Origin of the sequence: Marichromatium bheemlicum (genome assembly GCF_012276755.1) — a bacterium.
In the GTDB taxonomy this organism is placed as follows: domain Bacteria; phylum Pseudomonadota; class Gammaproteobacteria; order Chromatiales; family Chromatiaceae; genus Marichromatium; species Marichromatium bheemlicum.
Genome location: NZ_JAAXKX010000013.1, coordinates 76,582 through 94,311 on the forward strand (window position 1 = coordinate 76,582; position 17,730 = coordinate 94,311).

Sequence of the window (17,730 nt, forward strand, 5' to 3'; positions counted from 1 at the left end):
GCCCATGAAGCGTTTTCTGCAACTGATCCAACACTGTCTGACCGAGGTCAGGGAGATCATGCCCTGGGATCTGGCCGAACGGTTGGAGCGATCGCCGGCGCCGTTGATCGTCGATGTGCGCGAGCCCGAGGAGTATGGCGCCATGCACCTGCCGGGCTCGCTCAACGTACCGCGCGGTATCCTCGAGTCGGCCTGTGAGTGGGATTACGAGGAGACCGTGCCCGAGCTGGTCGAGGCGCGCACGCGCGAGGTGGTGGTGGTTTGTCGCTCCGGCAACCGCAGCGTACTCGCCGCACACGTACTGCAGGTGCTCGGCTATCGGCAGGTGGTGTCGCTCCGCACCGGGCTGCGCGGCTGGAAGGATGACGACCAGCCGCTGGTCGACGCCGCCGGGATCGAGGTCGACCCCGAGCGGGCCGACGCTTATTTCACCCCCAGGCTGCGTCCTGACCAACGCCACCCAGACCGACGTTGAGCGGCTGCAGCGAACGTGACGCCGGCCCCTCCGCGCGGGAGGTGCTGATGCCGATGCAGGCCCGGACCCTGGTGGTGCGCCTGACGATTCTCGCGGCGTTGATCGGTGGGGTCTGGCTGCACGGGGTGATGGCCATCCGCGAGGAGGTCTCGCGCTTCGAGCACCGCAGCGAGCGCTTGACGCTGTTGCTCGATGCGGTGACCCATCGCGCCCTCGAGACCGCCGATGCCCTGCGCACCGCAGCGGTGACCAACCTGGTCGATCCGGGACAGCATGCGTTCGAGCGGTTGGCGCTGCTCGGCCCGGTCGCTGGGCGCGATGGTTATGGCCTGGTCGGGGTGGCGCCGCCGGTCCGCCCCGAGGCGGGGCTCAATCTCACCGGGCAGGGCGCCTTCGATCGCACCGATGCGACGCTGCGACGCGAGCTGGCGATGGCGCTCTCTCTCGAACCGGCCTTCCGCTGGGTGCGTCGCGCCTACCCCGAGACCCCTTGGGTCTATTACATCTCGGCGCGCGGCTTTATGTCGCTCTATCCCTATCTGCCGTTCGAACATCTGTTCATGTCCGAGGCGATCCACGGCCTCGCGCTCTATACCAAGGGGGCGCCGGGGCGTAACCCCGGGCGTCGACCCTATGTCTCCGAGGTCTATCTCGATGCCGCCGGTCGTGGCCCCATGGTCGCCTTCGGGGCCCCGGTCTATGTCGAGGGACAGTTCCACGGCATCGTTGGTTTCGACCTCACCCTGGATGCGATCGGTGACTATCTCGCCCCGGAGCACGGCTCCGGTGACCGGGTCTATGTGGTCGACGACGACGGTACGGTGATCGCAGCCGCTGGTCCGGATGTGGCTGGCTATCCCGACTCGCTCGCCGAGGCCCGTCCCGCGCTCTTCGCGCAGGTGAGCGCGCACCCGGATTCCACCCTGGGGGTGGCCGGTGCGCAGGTGCGTGGCGCCCGGCTCGCCGGGGTGCCCTGGCTGGTCATCTGTGAGCGCAGCAACTGGCGGATCTATCGCCATGCGCTGCTCGCGACCCTGCCGTTGGTGTTGTTCCTGGGGGTACTGTTGGGGGCGATCACGCTGTTCGTGCGCGAGCGCCAACGCCAGCGCAACCGCGAGTCGGAGCGTTCGCTGCGTCGCTTTCGGCATCTGCTCGACTGCTCGACCGACATGATCGCGGTGGTCGATCCGCACACCGCCCGGTATCTCGATGCCAACCAGACCTTTCGTGCCTTTCTCGGGCTCTCTGCCGATGAGATGCTGGCGCGCCGTCCGCTCGATCTCGGCGCTGCCTTCGGGTCGATGGAGCGCTGGGGGCGTTTGGTCGAGCGGGTTCGGCGTGACGGTCGGCTGACCTTCGAGCTCGAAGGCGAGCTACCCGACGGGCGGGGCTTCGCGGTCGAGGTTAATGCCCATCACGCCAGCACCGGGGGTGAGGAGTACATCGTCACGGTGATCCGTGACGTCTCCGAGCGCAAGCATGCCGAGACCGAACGCGCACGCTTGCAGCGCGCCTTGCAGCAGGCGCAGAAGCTCGAGGCGATCGGCCAGCTCACCAGCGGCATCGCCCATGACTTCAACAACACCCTGGCCAGTATCCAGTGGGTGGCGGAGCTGGCGCGGCGACAGTTCGGGGTCGCCGAGCCCCGGCTCGACGCTCAGCTCGAGCAGATCATGGCCGCGGTCAATGGTGCGCGTGCACTGGTGCGCCAGTTGCTGGTGTGTTCGCGTGGGGAACGCACCGAGGCGGCACGGCCGCTGTTGCTGGTGCCGCGGTTGCGCGAGGTGTTGTCGATGCTGCGCTCGGTGCTGCCGGCGACGCTGGAGATCGTCACCGAGTGGCCGGCGCGTTCGCCGACGGTGACCGTCGACCCGATCCATCTCCAGCAGTTGTTGATGAACCTCTGCATCAATGCGCGCGATGCCATGCAGGGGATGGGGCAGATTTCGGTCGGGGTGCGGGTGCGGCGGCTCGGCTGGGCCGAGTGCGCGATCTGTCACGAGCAGGTGCGCGGGCTCTGGGCCTGTATCCATGTCGCCGACTCGGGGCCGGGGATCGCCCCCGGCATCCGTGATCAGATCTTCGAGCCCTTCTTCACCACCAAGCGGCTCGGCGAGGGGGCCGGGATGGGGTTGGCGGTGGTCTCGGGGATCGTGCGTACCTACGGTGGCCATCTGTTGCTCGGGACCAGCGCGACCGGCGGCACTCGCTTCGACATCCTGCTGCCGCTAAGCGCCGAGGTCGAGCCCCAGGGTGAACCCGAGGTGCCGCACGGCGCGGTCGAGCCGGTGGCTATCGAGGGGTTACGGGTGCTGTTGGTCGAGGACGAGCCGGTGATCCTGTACCATCTCAAGGAGACCCTGGCCGGCGCCGGGGCGCAGGTCGAGGCCTGTGCCGACGCCGCCGCGGCGCTCAACTGTCTGGCTCGGTGCGCGGGCGGCTTCGAGCTACTGATCACCGATCAGATGATGCCGGGGATGAGCGGGCTGGAGTTGGTGCGCCAGATCCGTCGTAACGATACCGGGATCGCGGTGCTGATGCTCACCGGCGATTGTTGCTCGATCAAGCAGGCCGATTTGGTGCGACTGCGGATCGCCGAGGTGCTGCTCAAGCCGGTGACCTGGGACGAGCTGGCCGCGGCGATCACTCGGGCGATGTCGCGTTAGGCGGCGGGGAGCAGTGGTTCGCGGCGAAAGCCCGCGCCGGGACGGTGGACCAACAGCTCGCCGCCGCGCTCGCTCCAATCGGCAAGCACCATGCGAGTGGCGCTCCGGCCATCGATCAGTAACGGATGGTCGGCGGGGCGGTGGGTGTGACCGTGGATCAGGCGCGTGGCGCGATGACGCTGCAGATAGCGCCGCACCGTCGCTTCGGTGACGTCCATGATCGCGGCGCTCTTGTCGGCGTTGGCCGCCGTGCTACGTCGTCGGTAGTCGGCCGCCAGGGCCTTGCGCCAGGCCAGTGAACGCCACAGAAACAGCCGTCTTACCAAGGGGTTGCGTACGCGGCGCCGGAAACGCTGATAGGCGAGATCGTCGGTGCAGAGCAGGTCGCCGTGCATCAGGATAACGCGCTCGCCGTCGAGGGTGAGCGGATGAGGGTCGGGGATCGGCCGACACCCACTGGTGCGAAGAAAACGCCGGCCGATGAGGAAATCGCGGTTGCCGTGCTGGATGAAGCACTGGGTACCGGCGGCGGTGAGTGCGGCGAGCGCGGCGCCGATCTCCCGGTGTAGCGGTTCGTCGTCATCGTCACCGATCCAGGCATCGAACAGGTCGCCGAGGACGTAGAGGCGTGCGGCATGACGCGCGCGTCCCTCGAGCAGGTCGAGAAACAGCCGGGTCAGTGCCGGGCGGCGTGGTGCGAGATGGATGTCGGAGACGAAGAGGGTCTCGCCCATGGGGTCGGTGTGCATCGCAACAGCAGATGGGCCGCCCGCACCAGGGCCGGAGCGGGGGCTGGGCCTGTCGATAGGGCGCTAGTCGACGATCTCGGCGCGCTCGATGATGACGTCCTCGACGGGGACGTCCTGGTGGCCGTTGCGACTGCCGGTGTTCACACCCTTGATGGCGTTGACGGTCTCCATGCCCTCGACCACCCGGCCGAACACGCAATAGCCCCAGCCGTCCTGCCCGGGGTAGTCGAGAAAGCCGTTGTCGGCGACATTGATGAAGAACTGCGCGGTGGCCGAGTGCGGCTCCATGGTACGGGCCATGGCGATGCTGCCGGTGACGTTCTTGAGGCCGTTGTTGGCCTCGTTCTCGATCGGACGGCGGGTCGGCTTGGCGGCGAAGTCGGAGGTCATGCCACCGCCCTGGATCATGAAGCCGTCGATCACGCGGTGGAAGAGGGTGCCGTCGTAGTGTCCGTCACGCACGTACTGCTCGAAGTTGGCGCAGGTCTTCGGCGCCTGTTCGGTCTCGAGCTCGATCAGGATGTCGCCGTGGTTGGTGGTGAGTTTGATCATGGATGTCTCTCCGCGAGAGGCCCGTCCGTATGGACAGGGTGGACAGCGGGTCGCCCTTGAGGGCGACGGTTTCAGGTGCTCCAGCACTGTGGTGCCGGGGGCGGTGGTCGAGCGGGGTGGACCACGCCAACGGCGGGTTGGTGCGGCTTGTCTGACCCCTTCGACCGAGCCTCGACCAGTGTCGGCACAGGGGCCGGTCGATGGTCGCACGGGTTGCAGATGGTACATGGTAAGGGCTTTGACGGATACGTCAAAGGTGCGCCAGCCGTCAGCGTCGTCGGTTGGATGCCCCGCCCCCCACGGTTCCAGCGACAAACCGGTCATGCTCGTGGACGGGTCATCCAACACCGGTGCTCGATCATCGGGCGGTGAGGCATGTGTTGGGTTGCCGATGGCAGCCCAACCTACGTGTTCAGCGCTCCTTTGCTAACATGGACGCCTTGGCCCTTGTGTTGCGCGAGAAATTAAAAAAAATCACTCCGATGCTTCAGATCTACAACAGCCTGACCCGTCAGAAGACCCCCTTCCAGTCGCTCGAGCCCGGCAAGGTGCGCATGTATGTATGCGGCATGACCGTCTACGACTACTGTCACCTCGGTCATGCCCGAGTGATGGTAGTGTTCGACGTGGTCTATCGCTATCTGCGCGAGCTCGGCTACGAGGTGAACTATGTGCGCAACATCACCGACATCGACGACAAGATCATCCGTCGCGCCGCCGAGAACGGCGAGCCCTGCGCCGCGCTGACCGAGCGCTTCATCGCTGCGATGCACGAGGACGCCGCCGCGCTCGGCGTGTTGGCGCCGACCAGCGAGCCGCGCGCCACCGCGCACATCGACGAGATCCAGGCGATGGTCGCCACCCTGATCGACAAGGGGTTGGCCTATGCCGCCGACAACGGCGATGTGTACTACGCCGTCTCGCGCTTCCCCGGCTACGGCAAGCTCTCGGGCAAGGACCCGCAAGATCTGCGCGCCGGCGCCCGGGTCGAGGTCGACGAGGCCAAGCGCGACCCGCTCGACTTCGCACTGTGGAAGGGGGCCAAGCCCGGCGAGCCGAGCTGGTCCTCGCCCTGGGGCGAGGGACGTCCGGGCTGGCACATCGAGTGCTCGGCGATGAGCACCTGCTGCCTCGGCAACCACTTCGACATCCACGGCGGCGGGGCCGACCTGCAGTTCCCCCACCACGAGAACGAGATTGCCCAGTCCGAAGGGGCCACCGGCGAACCCTTCGCCGAGGTGTGGATGCACAACGGCTTCGTGCGTATCAACGAGGAGAAGATGTCGAAGTCGCTCGGCAATTTCTTCACTGTGCGCGAGGTGCTCGAGCGCTTCCAGGCCGAGGAGGTACGCTACTTCATCCTCACCAGCCACTACCGCAGCCCGCTCAACTACGCCGACGAGCAACTACAGTCGGCGCGCGGCGCGCTCACCCGTCTCTACACCGCGCTGCGCGGCCTGCCCGAGGCCGAGGCCCCGGCCGAGAGCGCGTTCGCCACCCGCTTCACTGCGGCGATGGACGACGACTTCAACACCCCCGAGGCGCTGGCGGTGCTCTTCGAGCTGGCGCGCGAGGTCAACCGCGCGCGCGATGCCGGTGAGCCGGAGCAGGCCGCCGCGCTCGGCGCCGAGCTGCGCCGTCTCGGCGGCGTGATCGGCATCCTCCAGGACGACCCCGAGCGCTATCTGCGCGGCGGCGACGGCGGCACCGACGGGCTCGACGACGCCACCATCGAGTCGATGATCGCCCAGCGCCAGGCCGCCCGTGCCGCGCGCGATTGGGCCGAGGCCGACCGGCTGCGCGACGCCCTCACCGAGGCCGGCATCGTCCTCGAGGACGGCGCCCAGGGCACCACCTGGCGGCGCGGTTGAGTGTCGTCTGCCGTCAGGCGTCAGGGTGATTGAACCGCCAAGGGTGATTGAACCGCCAAGGCGCAAAGAGCGCGAAGATGAGGAAAGGCTTCCAGCTGCCAGCCTCCGGTGAGGGGCAGGGTTGTCTCGTCGCGTCGCGGTTGACCACATACCGACACTGGAGGCTGTTTGCTGAAGGCTGGTCGCTTTCTTCGTGTCCTTTGGGTCTTTGCGGTTCAATTCCCTGGCGGCTGGCGGCTGGCGGCTGGCGGCCCATCTTCCCGAGCACATCGGTTGAGTTGCCCTCGGCAACCCAACCGATGCACCGCTCATCCAACCAACGATGCCGAACCCCCGCATCCCTTTGCGTCCTCCGCGCCTTTGCGGTTCAACCCGGCTGGCGGCTGCCCGCGCCCCGCCTACACCAATCCGTGACGGTCCTTCATGTGCAGGTAAACGAGGTTGGAGACCTGGCGGATGACGTCACCGCGGCTGCGGATCCACTGGGTGTAGTTCTGTGCCCGGGAGGGCCGCTCGATGATGCCGATCATGGTATAGGCGTGTTTGTTACCACGCCGATCGCGCGCCTCGATGATGCCCATGTTGCCGCACAGCTTGGCCGTGGAGCCGGTCTTGTCGCAGACCTGCAGCGGGTGCGCAATGGCCGAGACCCGGGTAACGATCCGGTCGTTGTTGGGCAGACACATCAGCCGTCGCAGCTCGGCGCTGTAGGGCATGCGGTCGTTCCAGATGGCGTAGAGAAAGCGGCTGTAGTCGTGGGCCGAGGCCTTGTTGGCATAGGTGCCGCCGCCCGGGGGGATCTTCTCGATGATCCGGGTCTGGCGGAAGATGCCGGGGGCATGGTGCTTGAGTTCGGCCTCGACGTCGCGCGGCCCGCGCCGTGAGCGGTTCTCGCTGACCCGATCGATCATCCAGTTGGTGGCGCTGTTGCTGCTGCGCTGGATCATCCGCTCCATGTGATGGCGCACGTCGTCGTTGTAGCGTACCCGACCGGAGCGCGTCACCTGATAGAAGTAGGCTTGGGCGATGAAGGGCTTGATCATGCTCGCCGCTTGGCGTTGCGTATCTTCGTTGATCGCCACCAGCTTCTTGCCGGTGGAGAAGTCGTAGACCGACCAAGATGTCTGCTCATTAGGCTGCACGATCCCCTTGCGCCGCAGTCGCTGTACCAGGTCGTTGACCTGATAGTTCAGCGAGTGCCTGTGTGCGGCGGCCTCGGTGAAGCTGGGAGTGCCCCCGAGCAGGCCAGCGGAGGTGGCGGCGAGTGCAGCGAGAAAGTGACGGCGATCCAGATAGAGGCCGTGGTCGCCGGCATCCGGTCGCTCGGTACCGTCCGCGAACTCATACATAACTCGATCCCTCCGAGAAAGGACTACAGGGCGCCGTCGGCGAGGCGCGACTGCGCGTGTTCACCGGGTTACGCCATCCCCGCTGGCGGCGAGCGTCGAGCATGGAGGGGCGGTGCGTGCTGCCAGCGCGAGATGCCGGGTAGAGACGACGCGTGGCTCCGGCGTGGTGATGATCATGCCCGCCACGGGCCGTGACAGACCGCGAAAGGATAGGCGGCCAGGGCTGGAATGACAAGGAGTGTGCGGCAGAAAAGTGCTGATGTCTCAAGGTTATCAAGACGTCACTTGAAGCAGCTTGGCAATCCTTTGCCAGGCCGCTCTCGAGTCGGCGCGTAGGGGGTCAGGCCGTGCCCCCGAGCAGCAACCACACCACGCCCGCGGCAGCAATACCGACGAAGGCGGCGCTGAGCGCCCAGAGCCGGACCTCTCTGAGCTTGGCGTGCAGGGGCTCGAGGTTGGCACCGACGCTGGCCTGGGCTTGTTCGGCGATCATCTCGCTCTGCTCCTGGATCTCGTGGCGGGCGGCGACGATCGCCTGCTGCGCGGTCTGTTCGCTCAGTGGTTTGAGGTGTGACTGCAGGGCTTGTTCGACCAGGTTCGAGAGTGCCTCGGGTTGGGGACGGCTGGCGTCGATCAGCTCCTCGACTCGCGCCCGCTCGCCCTCGAGTTCGATGCGCAGTTGGTTAGGTAGTTGCTCGGGCAGGATGGCGCGGATCTGTGCCTGGAGTTCGGCCTCGGAGATGTCCTGGCGGGTGTCGAGCTGCTGGCGGACCTCGGCGCGTAATTGTTCGCTGAGGTCGCGCCGCAGGTCCTCGAGCATCGGGGTGAGAGTGCGGGTGATCTGGGCGGCGATGCGGGCGTCGAGTTCGGCCCCATCGAGTGTAGTGGCACTGGCCGTGGGTGGCGGTGTCGTTGGGGCGGGGGCCGGCTGGGGTGGGGGCGCCGTCGCCGGTTCGGCCGGTGAGGCCGTCGGCTGGGCGAGGGTGGCGCGCAGTTGCTCGAGGATCTCGGGCATCCGCTCCGGGGCGACGGACTTGGGCAGGACCCCGAGCACTCCCTTGCGTCGCGCGGTCTCGACGAAGTCGGCCTCTTCGTGCGAGGAGCACATCACCACCGGGATCGAGGCGGTGCGAGGATTCTGCTTGAGGATCTCGAGCGCCTCGAAGCCGTTGAGCCCTGGCATCATGTGATCCATCAGGATGGCGTCGGGAAGTTCGCGTTCGAGGATCTCGAAGGCGGCCTCGGCCGAGTCGGCGGTCTCGACCTCGACGTCATGGCGTTGGAGCTGGAGCCGCAGCGCATAGCGCGCCGACTTGGAGTCATCGACCAGGAGTATCTTCATCCAATCCTCCGCGAGAAACCCCATCCCTCGGGATGGGGGTGGAGAGCAAGTGCGTATGCGTGAGTCGGTTCCCTAGTGGGGGCGTGGCTGCGGGCTTGCCAGGGCCGGTGTGCGCCCCCATTCGTGTTTCGAGACCGCCTGGTCGCGACCGGGCGGCGCACAGCAGCGATCTTTACAGGGGGTGATCCTAGCATGTCTGTCTCCGGCGTCGGCTTCCAGGTCCATGAATCGCCAGAGGCGCTCGCCGAGGTCGTGGCCTCGCGGGTGCTGGCCGCAGCACAGCGGGCGATCGCCGCGCGGGGGCGCTTCACCCTGGTGCTTGCCGGGGGCGGGACGCCGTTGCGGGTCTATGAGCGGCTCGCTACCAGCCCCGCCGATTGGTCGCGCTGGCACCTGTTCCATGGTGACGAGCGTTGTCTGCCGCCCGAGGATCGGCAACGCAACAGTCGGGCGATTGCTGCCTGTTGGCTCGACCGCATCGCCTTACCCCCGGGGCAGCATCACCCGATCCCCGCCGAACTCGGGGCCGAGGAGGCGGCGCACCGCTATGCGGCCTTGATCGCGCCGCTGCTGCCCTTTGATTTGGTGCTGCTCGGTATGGGCGAGGATGGCCACACCGCGAGCCTGTTCCCGGGGCACGCACTGGCGCAGACGGGGTTGACGATGGCGGTGCACGAGGCGCCGAAGCCTCCACCCGATCGCGTCACCCTGACCCCAGCGGCCCTGAGCGCGACCCGCGAGGCGCTGGTGCTGGTCACCGGTGCCGGCAAGCGCGAGGCGCTGGCGCGTTGGCGTGCCGGTGACGGGCTGCCGGTGGCGAGCGTGGCGGCTGCCGCCGGGGCCGAGGTGTTGGTCGACGCCGCGGCCTGGGGATGAGGCCACGAGGCGTGGTTCCACACGCCGGGCACCGAGGCTAGAATGGGCGACTTGATCGCGTGGCGCCATGGAATCGACGTCCGCCGATACACAGCGGGCGCCCGCTGATCGGGCGCCTTTTCGTGGGCGTCGGTACAACGGCGTCGCTGGCCAGTGCCGATGTGTTTGCTTCCATGTCCACTTCCGCCTCCTTCGTCGCGAGCTTGATCCGCAAGACCCTGATCGTGTCGCTGGCAACGGTGGTGCTGAGCATGGCCGCGGTGGTGATGTTCGATCTCTACGCCCTGCAGCAGGAGACCGCCACCCTGCGGGCCAACCACCTGCGCGAGACCCGTGATCGATTGCAGGCACTGGTGACCGAGGCGGTGCGCTTTGCGCACTATCAACGCCAGCTGCTTGCGGTGGACGCGGCCGAGGGCGTCGAGGCGGCGCGGCGCGAGCGGGCCGCGCAACGTCGGGTGTTGGAGTGGCTCGAGATCCGTAACACCGGTAGTGATTACCGGACCTTTGCCGGGCGCTGGGACGGGGTCTCGCTGCTCGGCCCGGCGCGCGGGCGACAGGTGCTCGAACTCACCGATGATGGCGCGCCTACCGTGATGCGCGACCTGATCCGTGTGGCGCAGTCCGGTGGCGGCTTCGTCGAATACGTGATGCCGGCCTTCCCGGGGTGGCGGGCTGCGCCCAAGCTCAGTTATGTCGAGCCAATTGCCCCCTGGGGCTGGTACATCGGCGCCGGTTGTCTGCTCGATCGCCTCGACGAGGTGGTCGCCGAGCGGCGCGCGGCGGTCAACGCCGAGCTGGGTGTCAAGCTGCTGGCGTTGGCCGTGGGGCTGGTGATCATCCTGTGGCTGGTCTATGTGCTGACGCGGCGTCTCAGTCGTCATGCCCGCGCCGACGTGCTCGCCTTCATCAATTTTTTCGCTACCGCCAACACCGACCCCGACGTCGGGCTCGAACCGGCGCGGATGCGTTTTCGCGAGTCGGCCCTGATCGCGCGCGCGGCGGCACGCATGATTGCGCAGCGCCGCGCCACCGAGGCGGCGCTACGCGAGAGCGAGGGGCGTTTTCGCACCCTGATCGAGGTCCAGCAGTATGCGGTGATGGAACTCGATCTCGATGGCCGGATTCGGTATGTCAATCCGGCCGTCTCGCGGCTGCTCGGCTATACCCGCACCGAACTCGAGCGAATGCGTGTCAGCGAGCTGGTCGTCGAGTCCGAGCGCGACGCGCTGGAACGCGACCTGCGTCGCTTCGCCCGACTGCAGCCGCCGCCGACGACCTACTTCAATCGCAATCGAACCCGTGATGGCCGGGTGATCGAGCTGCAGGTCGAATGGAACTACCGGCGCGACGATCAGGGACGAGTGGTCGGATTCATCAGCGTCGCCCACGATGTCACCGACTATCATCGCTCACGGTTGCTGCTCGACGGTCGCAACCGGGTGCTCGAGATGCTCGCCCGTGGTCGTCCGCAGCAGGCGGTGCTCGAGGCGATCATCGACTACGTCGAGCGCGTCTCGCCTCAGGCGCTGTGTTCGATCCATCGCTACGACGGCGCGACCCGTACCCTCCACAACGCCGCTGCGCGCCGTCTGCCCGAGCACTATATGCACGCCATCGACGGCATGGTGGTGGGACCTGCGGTCGGCTCCTGCGGGCATGCGGCGAGTCTGGGCAAGCGGGTGGTGGTCGCCGACCTGCTCGAGCACCCCTTCTGGGAGGGCCTGCGTGAGCTGTTGCTCACCACCGAGCTGCGCGCCTGCTGGTCGCAGCCGATCATCGCCCCGGATGCGACGGTGCTCGGGACCTTCGCCATCTATGCCCACGAGGTCTCGGTGCCGTCGCCCGATGACATCGCGTTGATCGAGTCGGCCGCCGAACTGGCCGCGATCGTGATGGAGCATGCCCGGGTCGAGCGCGCCACCCGCCTGGCCGAGGAACGCGCGCGGTTGTTGCTCGACTCGAGCACCGAGGGGGTCTTCGGTCTCGACCTCGAGGCCCGCACCACCTTCGTCAATCCGGCCGCGGCGCGGTTGCTCGGGTTCAGCGCCGAGGCGCTCACCGGTCGCGCTATCCACGAGTTGATCCACCACTCGCGCCCCGACGGTGAGCCGATCACCAGCCTCGACAGCCCGATGCTGCGCGCGATGCGCGAGGGGCGTGGTTATCACGTCACCGACGCGGTGTTCTGGCGCGCCGACGGTGGGCACTTCCCGGTCGAGTACTGGTCGACCCCGATCCTGCGCGAGGGGCGGATCGAGGGCGCGGTGGTGACCTTTCACGACATCAGCGAGCGCAAGCGCGTCGAGGCCGAGATCCAGCACCTGGCCTTCCACGACAGCCTCACCGGGTTGCCCAATCGCTTGCTGTTCAAGGAGGAGGTGGGCCGGGCGTTGGCGTTGTTGCGACGCGAGGGGCAGCGTTTTGCCTTGCACATGCTCGATCTCGATCACTTCAAGGATGTCAACGACAGCCTCGGCCACCCGGTCGGTGACGAGCTGCTGTGTGCGGTGGCGCACCGGATCCGTGGGGTGGTCCGTGCCAGCGACGTCTTCGCGCGTTTCGGTGGTGACGAGTTCGCGCTGCTGCAGGTGCCGATCACACACCCGGCCGAGGCCGCGGCGCTCGCCGACAAGGTGGTGGGGATCTTCTCCGAACACTTCGCCCTCGGCGCCTGCGCGATCAACACCAATACCAGCATCGGTATCGCCATCGCCGATCGTCAGGATCTCAGCGTCGACGACCTCATCGCGCGCGCCGACGTCGCCCTCTACAAGGCCAAGGAGGCCGGGCGGGGGACCCACGCCTTCTTTGCCGACACCATGACCGATCAGCTGCGCCATGAGTTGGAGATCGCCTCGGAGCTGGTCCGTGCCGTCGACCACGATGAGCTGTGCCTGCACTACCAGCCCCAGGTCGACCTGCGCAGCGGTGCGCTGGTCGGGGTCGAGGCGTTGGTGCGCTGGCAGCATCCCGAGCGCGGGCTGCTCCAGCCCGGCGCCTTCATCGATATCGCCGAGCGGCGCGGCATGATCCGACCGCTCTCGGCCTGGGTGCTGGAGGCGGTGTGCCGGCAGGCGCGGGCGTGGCGTGAGCGCGGGCTGGTCTTCGGTCGGGTGGCGGTCAATCTGTGTGCCCAGCAGGTTGCCGATGATGCCTTCGCCGAGCAGATCCTGGCGGTGCTCGAGCGCACCGGGGCGCGGCCCGAGGAGTTGGAGTTGGAGTTCACCGAGACGGTGCTGATCCAGGCCGATGCCCGCACCCAGGCCGACATCATCCGCCTCTCCGAGATCGGGGTGCGCTTTGCCATCGACGACTTCGGCACCGGCTTCTCGTCGCTGCAGTATCTGCGCAACCTACGTGCCGACAAGATCAAGATCGATCGAGAGTTCGTCAAGGACGTCACCCACAACCCCAGTGATGCCGAGATCGTCAAGGCCACCATCGCCCTCGGCGTCGCGCTCGGTCTCGAGACCATCGCCGAGGGTGTCGAGACCGAGGCGCAGGCGGCCTTTCTCCGCCGTCATGGCTGTCACCAGGTGCAGGGCTTCCTCTATGCCCGCCCGCTCGGGGTCGAGGTGCTCGAACGCGACTGGCTCACGCGGAGGTGTCCGCCTCACGCTGCAGACGCGCCCTGAGCGCCGCCGGTGAACTGGTGCGCCGGGCGAACAGGTCATAGGCCACCGGTACCACGAACAGGGTGAACAGGGTCGCGGCGATCACCCCGGAGAGGATCACGGTACCGATCACGGTGCGGGTCTCGGCCCCGGCCCCGCTCGAGAGCAACAACGGCACGGCGCCGGCGGCGGTGGTGATGCCGGTCATCACGATCGGGCGCAGGCGCACGTCGGCCGCCTCGGTGAGCGCGTCGCGGAACGCATAGCCTTGGTCTCGCAGCTGGTTGGCGAACTCGACGATGAGGATGCCGTTCTTGGCCGCCAGCCCGACCAGCATGATCAGTCCGATCTGACTGTAGATGTTGAGCGTCTGCCCGCTCAGCCACAGCCCGCCGAGCGCCCCGGCCATCGCCAACGGCACGGTGAGCATGATCACCAGCGGGTGGATCCAGCTCTCGAACTGCGCCGCCAGCACCAGGAAGACGACCAGCACCCCGAGGCCGAAGATCAAGGTCATGCCGGCGGTGCCGGTGCGCAGGTCCTGGCTCTCGCCACGGTAGTCGATGCGCGCGTGCTCGGGCAGTAGCGCGCCAGCGCGGGCGTCGAGCGCATCGAGGACCTCGCCGAGCGAGACCCCGGGGGCGAGGTTGGCCGAGAGGGTGATGGCGCGCATGCGGTTGTAGCGGTTGAGCTGCTGGGAGTCGGCCATCTCGCTGACCCGTACCAGATTCGAGAGCGGAATCAGGGTGTCGCCATGGGCCGAGCGCACATAGAGGTTCTCCAGGCTGCCGGGGGTGCGCTGGCTGTCGCGCTCGCCCTCGAGGATGACGTCGTACTCCTCGCCGTCGTCGAGATAGGTGGTGACCTGGCGCGAGCCGAGCATGGTCTCGAGGGTGCGCCCGATGGTCTCGATGCGCACCCCGAGGTCGGCGGCGCGGTCGTAGTCGATCTCCACGCGCAGCTGTGGCTTGGTCTCCTTGTAGTCCCAGTCGAGTCCGACCAGCCCGGGGTTGTCGGCCTCGATCGATTCGACCAGGGTGTCGCGCCATGTCGCCAGCTCGGCATAGGTCCCGCCGCCGATGACGAACTGCACCGGCTTTTGGATACCGCCGCCGAAGCCCTGGCGCATCACCGGGAAGGCGCGCACCCCGGGCAGATCGGCGAGTCGCGCGCGCACCTCGTCCATGATCGCCCAGCCCGAGCGACGTTGGTCGTACCCCGAGAGCACCATCACCACGATCCCCGAGTTGTAGCGCTCCAGTGTCCCGAAGGCGCGTGGTGCGCGCACCAGCACGCGGATCGCCTCGCCGGACTCGGCATAGGGCAGCAGCCGGCGCTCGATCTCGTCCATGTACTCCTCCATGTAGGAGAAGGAGGCGCCCTCGGGGCCGTCGACCAGCACGAAGAAGGCGCCGCGATCCTCCTTCGGGGTGTACTCCTGGGGCAGTTGGTCGAGCAACCAGGCAGCGGCGCCGAGGGTCAGCACGAAGGCCACGCCAACCACCCAGGGGTGCGCCAGTAGCCCCCCGAGCACGCGAGCATAGGCGCGTCGCAGCCAACCGAAACCGCGTTCGATGATGCGCGCCAGGGGACCGGGGCGCTGCTGGGTGGCGGGCAGGATCTGCGCTGCCAGGCTCGCCGAGAGGGTGAGCGCGACCAGCGAGGAGAAGGCTACCGCCGCGGCCATGGTCAGTGAGAACTCGCCGAACAGCCGTCCCAGATCGCCCTCGAGGAAGGCGATTGGCACGAACACCGAGATCAGCACCAGGGTGGTGGCGATCACCGCGAAGCCGACCTGACGGGCGCCGCGATAGGCCGCCACCAGCGGGCTCTCGCCGTACTGCTCGATACGGCGATGGATGTTCTCGAGCACCACGATGGCGTCGTCGACCACCAGCCCGATGGCCAGCACCAGTGCCAGCAGGGTGAGGATATTGACCGAGAAGCCGAGCGCGAGCAGCACGATGAAGGTCGCGATCAGCGACACCGGCACCGTCACCGCCGGCACCAACATCGCGCGCACACTGCCGAGGAACAGATAGATCACCAGCACCACCAGCACGATGGCGATCGCTAGGGTCTTGTAGACCTCGGTGATGGCCTCGGCGATGAACACCGAGGAGTCGTAACTCTGGCGAATCACCATGCCCTCGGGCAGGCTGGCGTTGAGCCGCGCCATCTCGGTCTTGGCGTGTTCGGCCACGGCCAGGGTATTGGCCGTCGACTGCTTGATGATCCCGAGCCCGATCATCGCCACGCCGTTGCCCCGGAACAGGTTACGGTCCTCCTCGGTGCCGCGCTCGACCCGGGCGAGGTCGCCGAGTCGCACCAGATGGCCATCGGCGCCACGGGTCACCACCAGTTGGGCGAAGTCCTCGGCGGTGGCGAAGGCGCGACTCAGGCGGACGCTGAATTGACGATCGATCGACTCGATGCCGCCGGCGGGCAGCTCCAGGTTCTCGGCGCGTAGCGCCTGCTCGACGTCGGTCACGGTGAGCCCGCGCGCGGCCAGGGCGTTGCGATCGAGCCAGACGCGCATGGCATAGACCTGGGCGCCACCAACGCGTACCCGCGCCACCCCGTCGAGCACCGAGAAGCGATCGACGAGATAGCGCTGCGCGTAGTCGGTCAGCTCCGGCACGCTCAACCCCTTGGCGGTGAGGTTGAGCCACATGATCACATCCTGGTTGCTATCGACCTTCTGGATCTCGGGCGGCTCGGCCTCATCGGGGAGCTGGTCGAGCACGCCGGAGACGCGGTCACGGATGTCGTTGGCCGCGCCATCGATGTCGCGATCGCTGGTGAACTCGACGGTGATGGTCGAGCGCCCATCCTCACTGGTCGACTCCAGGGTGCGGATGCCCTCGACCCCGGCGATACGGTCCTCGATCAGACGGGTGATGCGGGTCTCGACGACATTGGCTGCGGCGCCCGGATAGCCGGTCTCGATAGAGACCACCGGGGGGTCGATGTCGGGGTACTCGCGTAGCGCCAGGCGGTCGAAGGAGACCAGCCCGAAGACCACCAGCAGCAGCGCGAAGACGCTGGCCAGCACCGGTCGGGTGACGGCAAGATCGGAGAGGATCACGCGGCGCTTCCCTCGAGCAACGTCTGCAACGGGGTCTCGTCGTCATCGACGGCGAGGATGCGCACCGGCGCGCCTGGACGCACGCGCTGGTGACCCTCGGTGATCACCCGCTCGCCGGTTTTCAGTCCGGCGCGGATCTCGACCCTGCCGGGACGGCGGATGCCGATCTGTACCTCGCGCCGTTCGGCGAGCAGCTCCCCGGTGGGGGCCTCGGTGACCACCATCACGAAGTGGCGCTGGCCGCGTTGCAGGAGCGCCGCCTCCGGGATCACCACCGCCGTGCGTGGGTCGAACAGCAGCTCCAGGCGCATCAACAGCCCCGGTCGCAGACGTCGCTCGGGATTGGGCAGGATGGCGCGCACCAGGACCGCGCGGGTCACCGGATCGACTCGGCTGTCGACGCTACCGACCCGACCGACGAAGACCGTCTCACCATAGGCGCGGGTACGCGCCTCCACCCGCAGTCCCGGGGTGAGCCCGGCGAGATAGCGGCTGGGCACGGTGAAGTCGAGCTTCATCTCGGCATCGTCGTCGAGGGTGGTGATCGGGTCGCCGGGCTCGACCAGGGCGCCGGGGCTGACCTGGCGCAGCCCCAGTACCCCGGCGAAGGGGGCGCGGATGACGCGGTCGGCCAGCCGCGACTCGAGCGCCACCAGCACTGCGCGGCTGGTCTCGAGGTCGCGCTGGCGCTCGTCGAGCAGCGACTCGGCGGCCGAGTCCTGGGCGACCAGGGCGTTCACCCGGCGGTATTGGCGCTCGGCCTCGGCGCGGCGCGCCCGTGCCTCCTCGAGCAGCGCCTGTTGTTCGGCGCTGGTCAGTTCCACCAGCAATGCGCCTTGTTCGACGCGCTGGCCATCGTCGAAGTGCAGCGCCGCGACCGTCTCGGTGACCGTGGAGGTGATCACCACCGATTCGTTGGCGCGCAGCGTGCCGAGCGCCTCGACGCGTTCGGCCAACTCGGCATGCTCGGCGGTGGCCACGATCACCGCAGTCGGGGGGGCTGCGGCGCCGGGATCGGCGAGCAGCAGGAGCAGCGGGAACAGCGGGTGAAACAGGCGCAAACGCCTGGGGCAGGGCGGCACGGGCATCACGTCGATCCTGACGGCTGAGTCTGCGGCACGAGGGCAGCTCGCCCCGGCCTCACC

General features: G+C 67.6%; 11 protein-coding genes. 5 read left to right on the forward strand and 6 right to left on the reverse strand.

Annotated elements, in window-relative coordinates:
- Nucleotides 1-4 precede the first annotated feature (4 nt).
- A complete protein-coding gene (locus tag HF203_RS10215) occupies nt 5-475 on the forward strand; it encodes a rhodanese-like domain-containing protein (protein ID WP_168669302.1) in 471 nt (156 codons plus the stop codon).
- 47 nt (nt 476-522) lie between these two features.
- Nucleotides 523-3,141, forward strand: a complete 2,619-nt coding sequence (locus HF203_RS10220) for an ATP-binding protein (protein ID WP_168669304.1) — start codon at nt 523-525, stop codon at nt 3,139-3,141.
- Here the strand turns inward: HF203_RS10220 and HF203_RS10225 are convergent.
- Complete coding sequence (locus HF203_RS10225) at nt 3,138-3,890, reverse strand: UDP-2,3-diacylglucosamine diphosphatase (RefSeq protein ID WP_246221732.1); 753 nt, start codon at nt 3,888-3,890, stop codon at nt 3,138-3,140. The two genes, HF203_RS10220 and HF203_RS10225, sit on opposite strands and share 4 nt — an antisense overlap.
- Nucleotides 3,891-3,953: 63 nt before the next feature.
- On the reverse strand, nt 3,954-4,442 hold the full coding sequence (locus HF203_RS10230; protein WP_168669306.1) for a peptidylprolyl isomerase: 489 nt from the start codon (nt 4,440-4,442) through the stop codon (nt 3,954-3,956).
- Nucleotides 4,443-4,924: 482 nt separating this feature from the next.
- Between HF203_RS10230 and cysS the strand changes: the two genes are divergently transcribed.
- Nucleotides 4,925-6,313 carry a cysteine--tRNA ligase gene (cysS, locus tag HF203_RS10235; RefSeq protein ID WP_168669308.1) on the forward strand — a complete coding sequence of 463 codons (1,389 nt, stop codon included), beginning with the start codon at nt 4,925-4,927 and terminating at the stop codon, nt 6,311-6,313.
- 398 nt (nt 6,314-6,711) lie between these two features.
- Here the strand turns inward: cysS and HF203_RS10240 are convergent, their stop codons facing one another.
- Complete coding sequence (locus HF203_RS10240; protein ID WP_168669310.1) at nt 6,712-7,662, reverse strand: serine hydrolase; 951 nt, start codon at nt 7,660-7,662, stop codon at nt 6,712-6,714.
- A 340-nt stretch (nt 7,663-8,002) separates the two neighbouring features.
- Entirely contained in the window at nt 8,003-9,004 is a 1,002-nt protein-coding gene (locus tag HF203_RS10245) for a response regulator (protein WP_168669312.1), read from the reverse strand.
- A gap of 192 nt (nt 9,005-9,196) precedes the next feature.
- Between HF203_RS10245 and pgl the strand changes: the two genes are divergently transcribed.
- Complete coding sequence (gene pgl, locus HF203_RS10250) at nt 9,197-9,880, forward strand: 6-phosphogluconolactonase (protein ID WP_168669314.1); 684 nt, start codon at nt 9,197-9,199, stop codon at nt 9,878-9,880.
- A 173-nt stretch (nt 9,881-10,053) separates the two neighbouring features.
- Nucleotides 10,054-13,518 carry an EAL domain-containing protein gene (locus HF203_RS10255; RefSeq protein WP_168669316.1) on the forward strand — a complete coding sequence of 1,155 codons (3,465 nt, stop codon included), beginning with the start codon at nt 10,054-10,056 and terminating at the stop codon, nt 13,516-13,518.
- On the opposite strand, the gene HF203_RS10260 is transcribed toward HF203_RS10255, so the two are convergent.
- Both HF203_RS10260 and HF203_RS10265 read right to left on the reverse strand, forming a co-directional pair.
- Entirely contained in the window at nt 13,478-16,585 is a 3,108-nt protein-coding gene (locus HF203_RS10260) for an efflux RND transporter permease subunit (RefSeq protein WP_168669318.1), read from the reverse strand. The genes HF203_RS10255 and HF203_RS10260 overlap by 41 nt on opposite strands.
- A complete protein-coding gene (locus tag HF203_RS10265) occupies nt 16,582-17,673 on the reverse strand; it encodes an efflux RND transporter periplasmic adaptor subunit (RefSeq protein WP_168669320.1) in 1,092 nt (363 codons plus the stop codon). Before HF203_RS10265 ends, HF203_RS10260 begins: the two co-directional genes overlap by 4 nt.
- Between the last annotated feature and the right edge of the window lie 57 nt (nt 17,674-17,730).

Excerpts from the sequence above, each read along its gene's own strand:
- HF203_RS10215 (WP_168669302.1), top strand. The coding sequence starts at position 5 with ATGAAGCGTTTTCTGCAACTGATCCAACACTGTCTGACCGAGGTCAGG.
- HF203_RS10220 (WP_168669304.1), top strand. The coding sequence starts at position 523 with ATGCCGATGCAGGCCCGGACCCTGGTGGTGCGCCTGACGATTCTCGCG.
- HF203_RS10225 (WP_246221732.1), bottom strand. The coding sequence starts at position 3,890 with ATGCACACCGACCCCATGGGCGAGACCCTCTTCGTCTCCGACATCCAT.
- HF203_RS10230 (WP_168669306.1), bottom strand. The coding sequence starts at position 4,442 with ATGATCAAACTCACCACCAACCACGGCGACATCCTGATCGAGCTCGAG.
- cysS (WP_168669308.1), top strand. The coding sequence starts at position 4,925 with ATGCTTCAGATCTACAACAGCCTGACCCGTCAGAAGACCCCCTTCCAG.
- HF203_RS10240 (WP_168669310.1), bottom strand. The coding sequence starts at position 7,662 with ATGTATGAGTTCGCGGACGGTACCGAGCGACCGGATGCCGGCGACCAC.
- HF203_RS10245 (WP_168669312.1), bottom strand. The coding sequence starts at position 9,004 with ATGAAGATACTCCTGGTCGATGACTCCAAGTCGGCGCGCTATGCGCTG.
- pgl (WP_168669314.1), top strand. The coding sequence starts at position 9,197 with ATGTCTGTCTCCGGCGTCGGCTTCCAGGTCCATGAATCGCCAGAGGCG.
- HF203_RS10255 (WP_168669316.1), top strand. The coding sequence starts at position 10,054 with ATGTCCACTTCCGCCTCCTTCGTCGCGAGCTTGATCCGCAAGACCCTG.
- HF203_RS10265 (WP_168669320.1), bottom strand. The coding sequence starts at position 17,673 with ATGCCCGTGCCGCCCTGCCCCAGGCGTTTGCGCCTGTTTCACCCGCTG.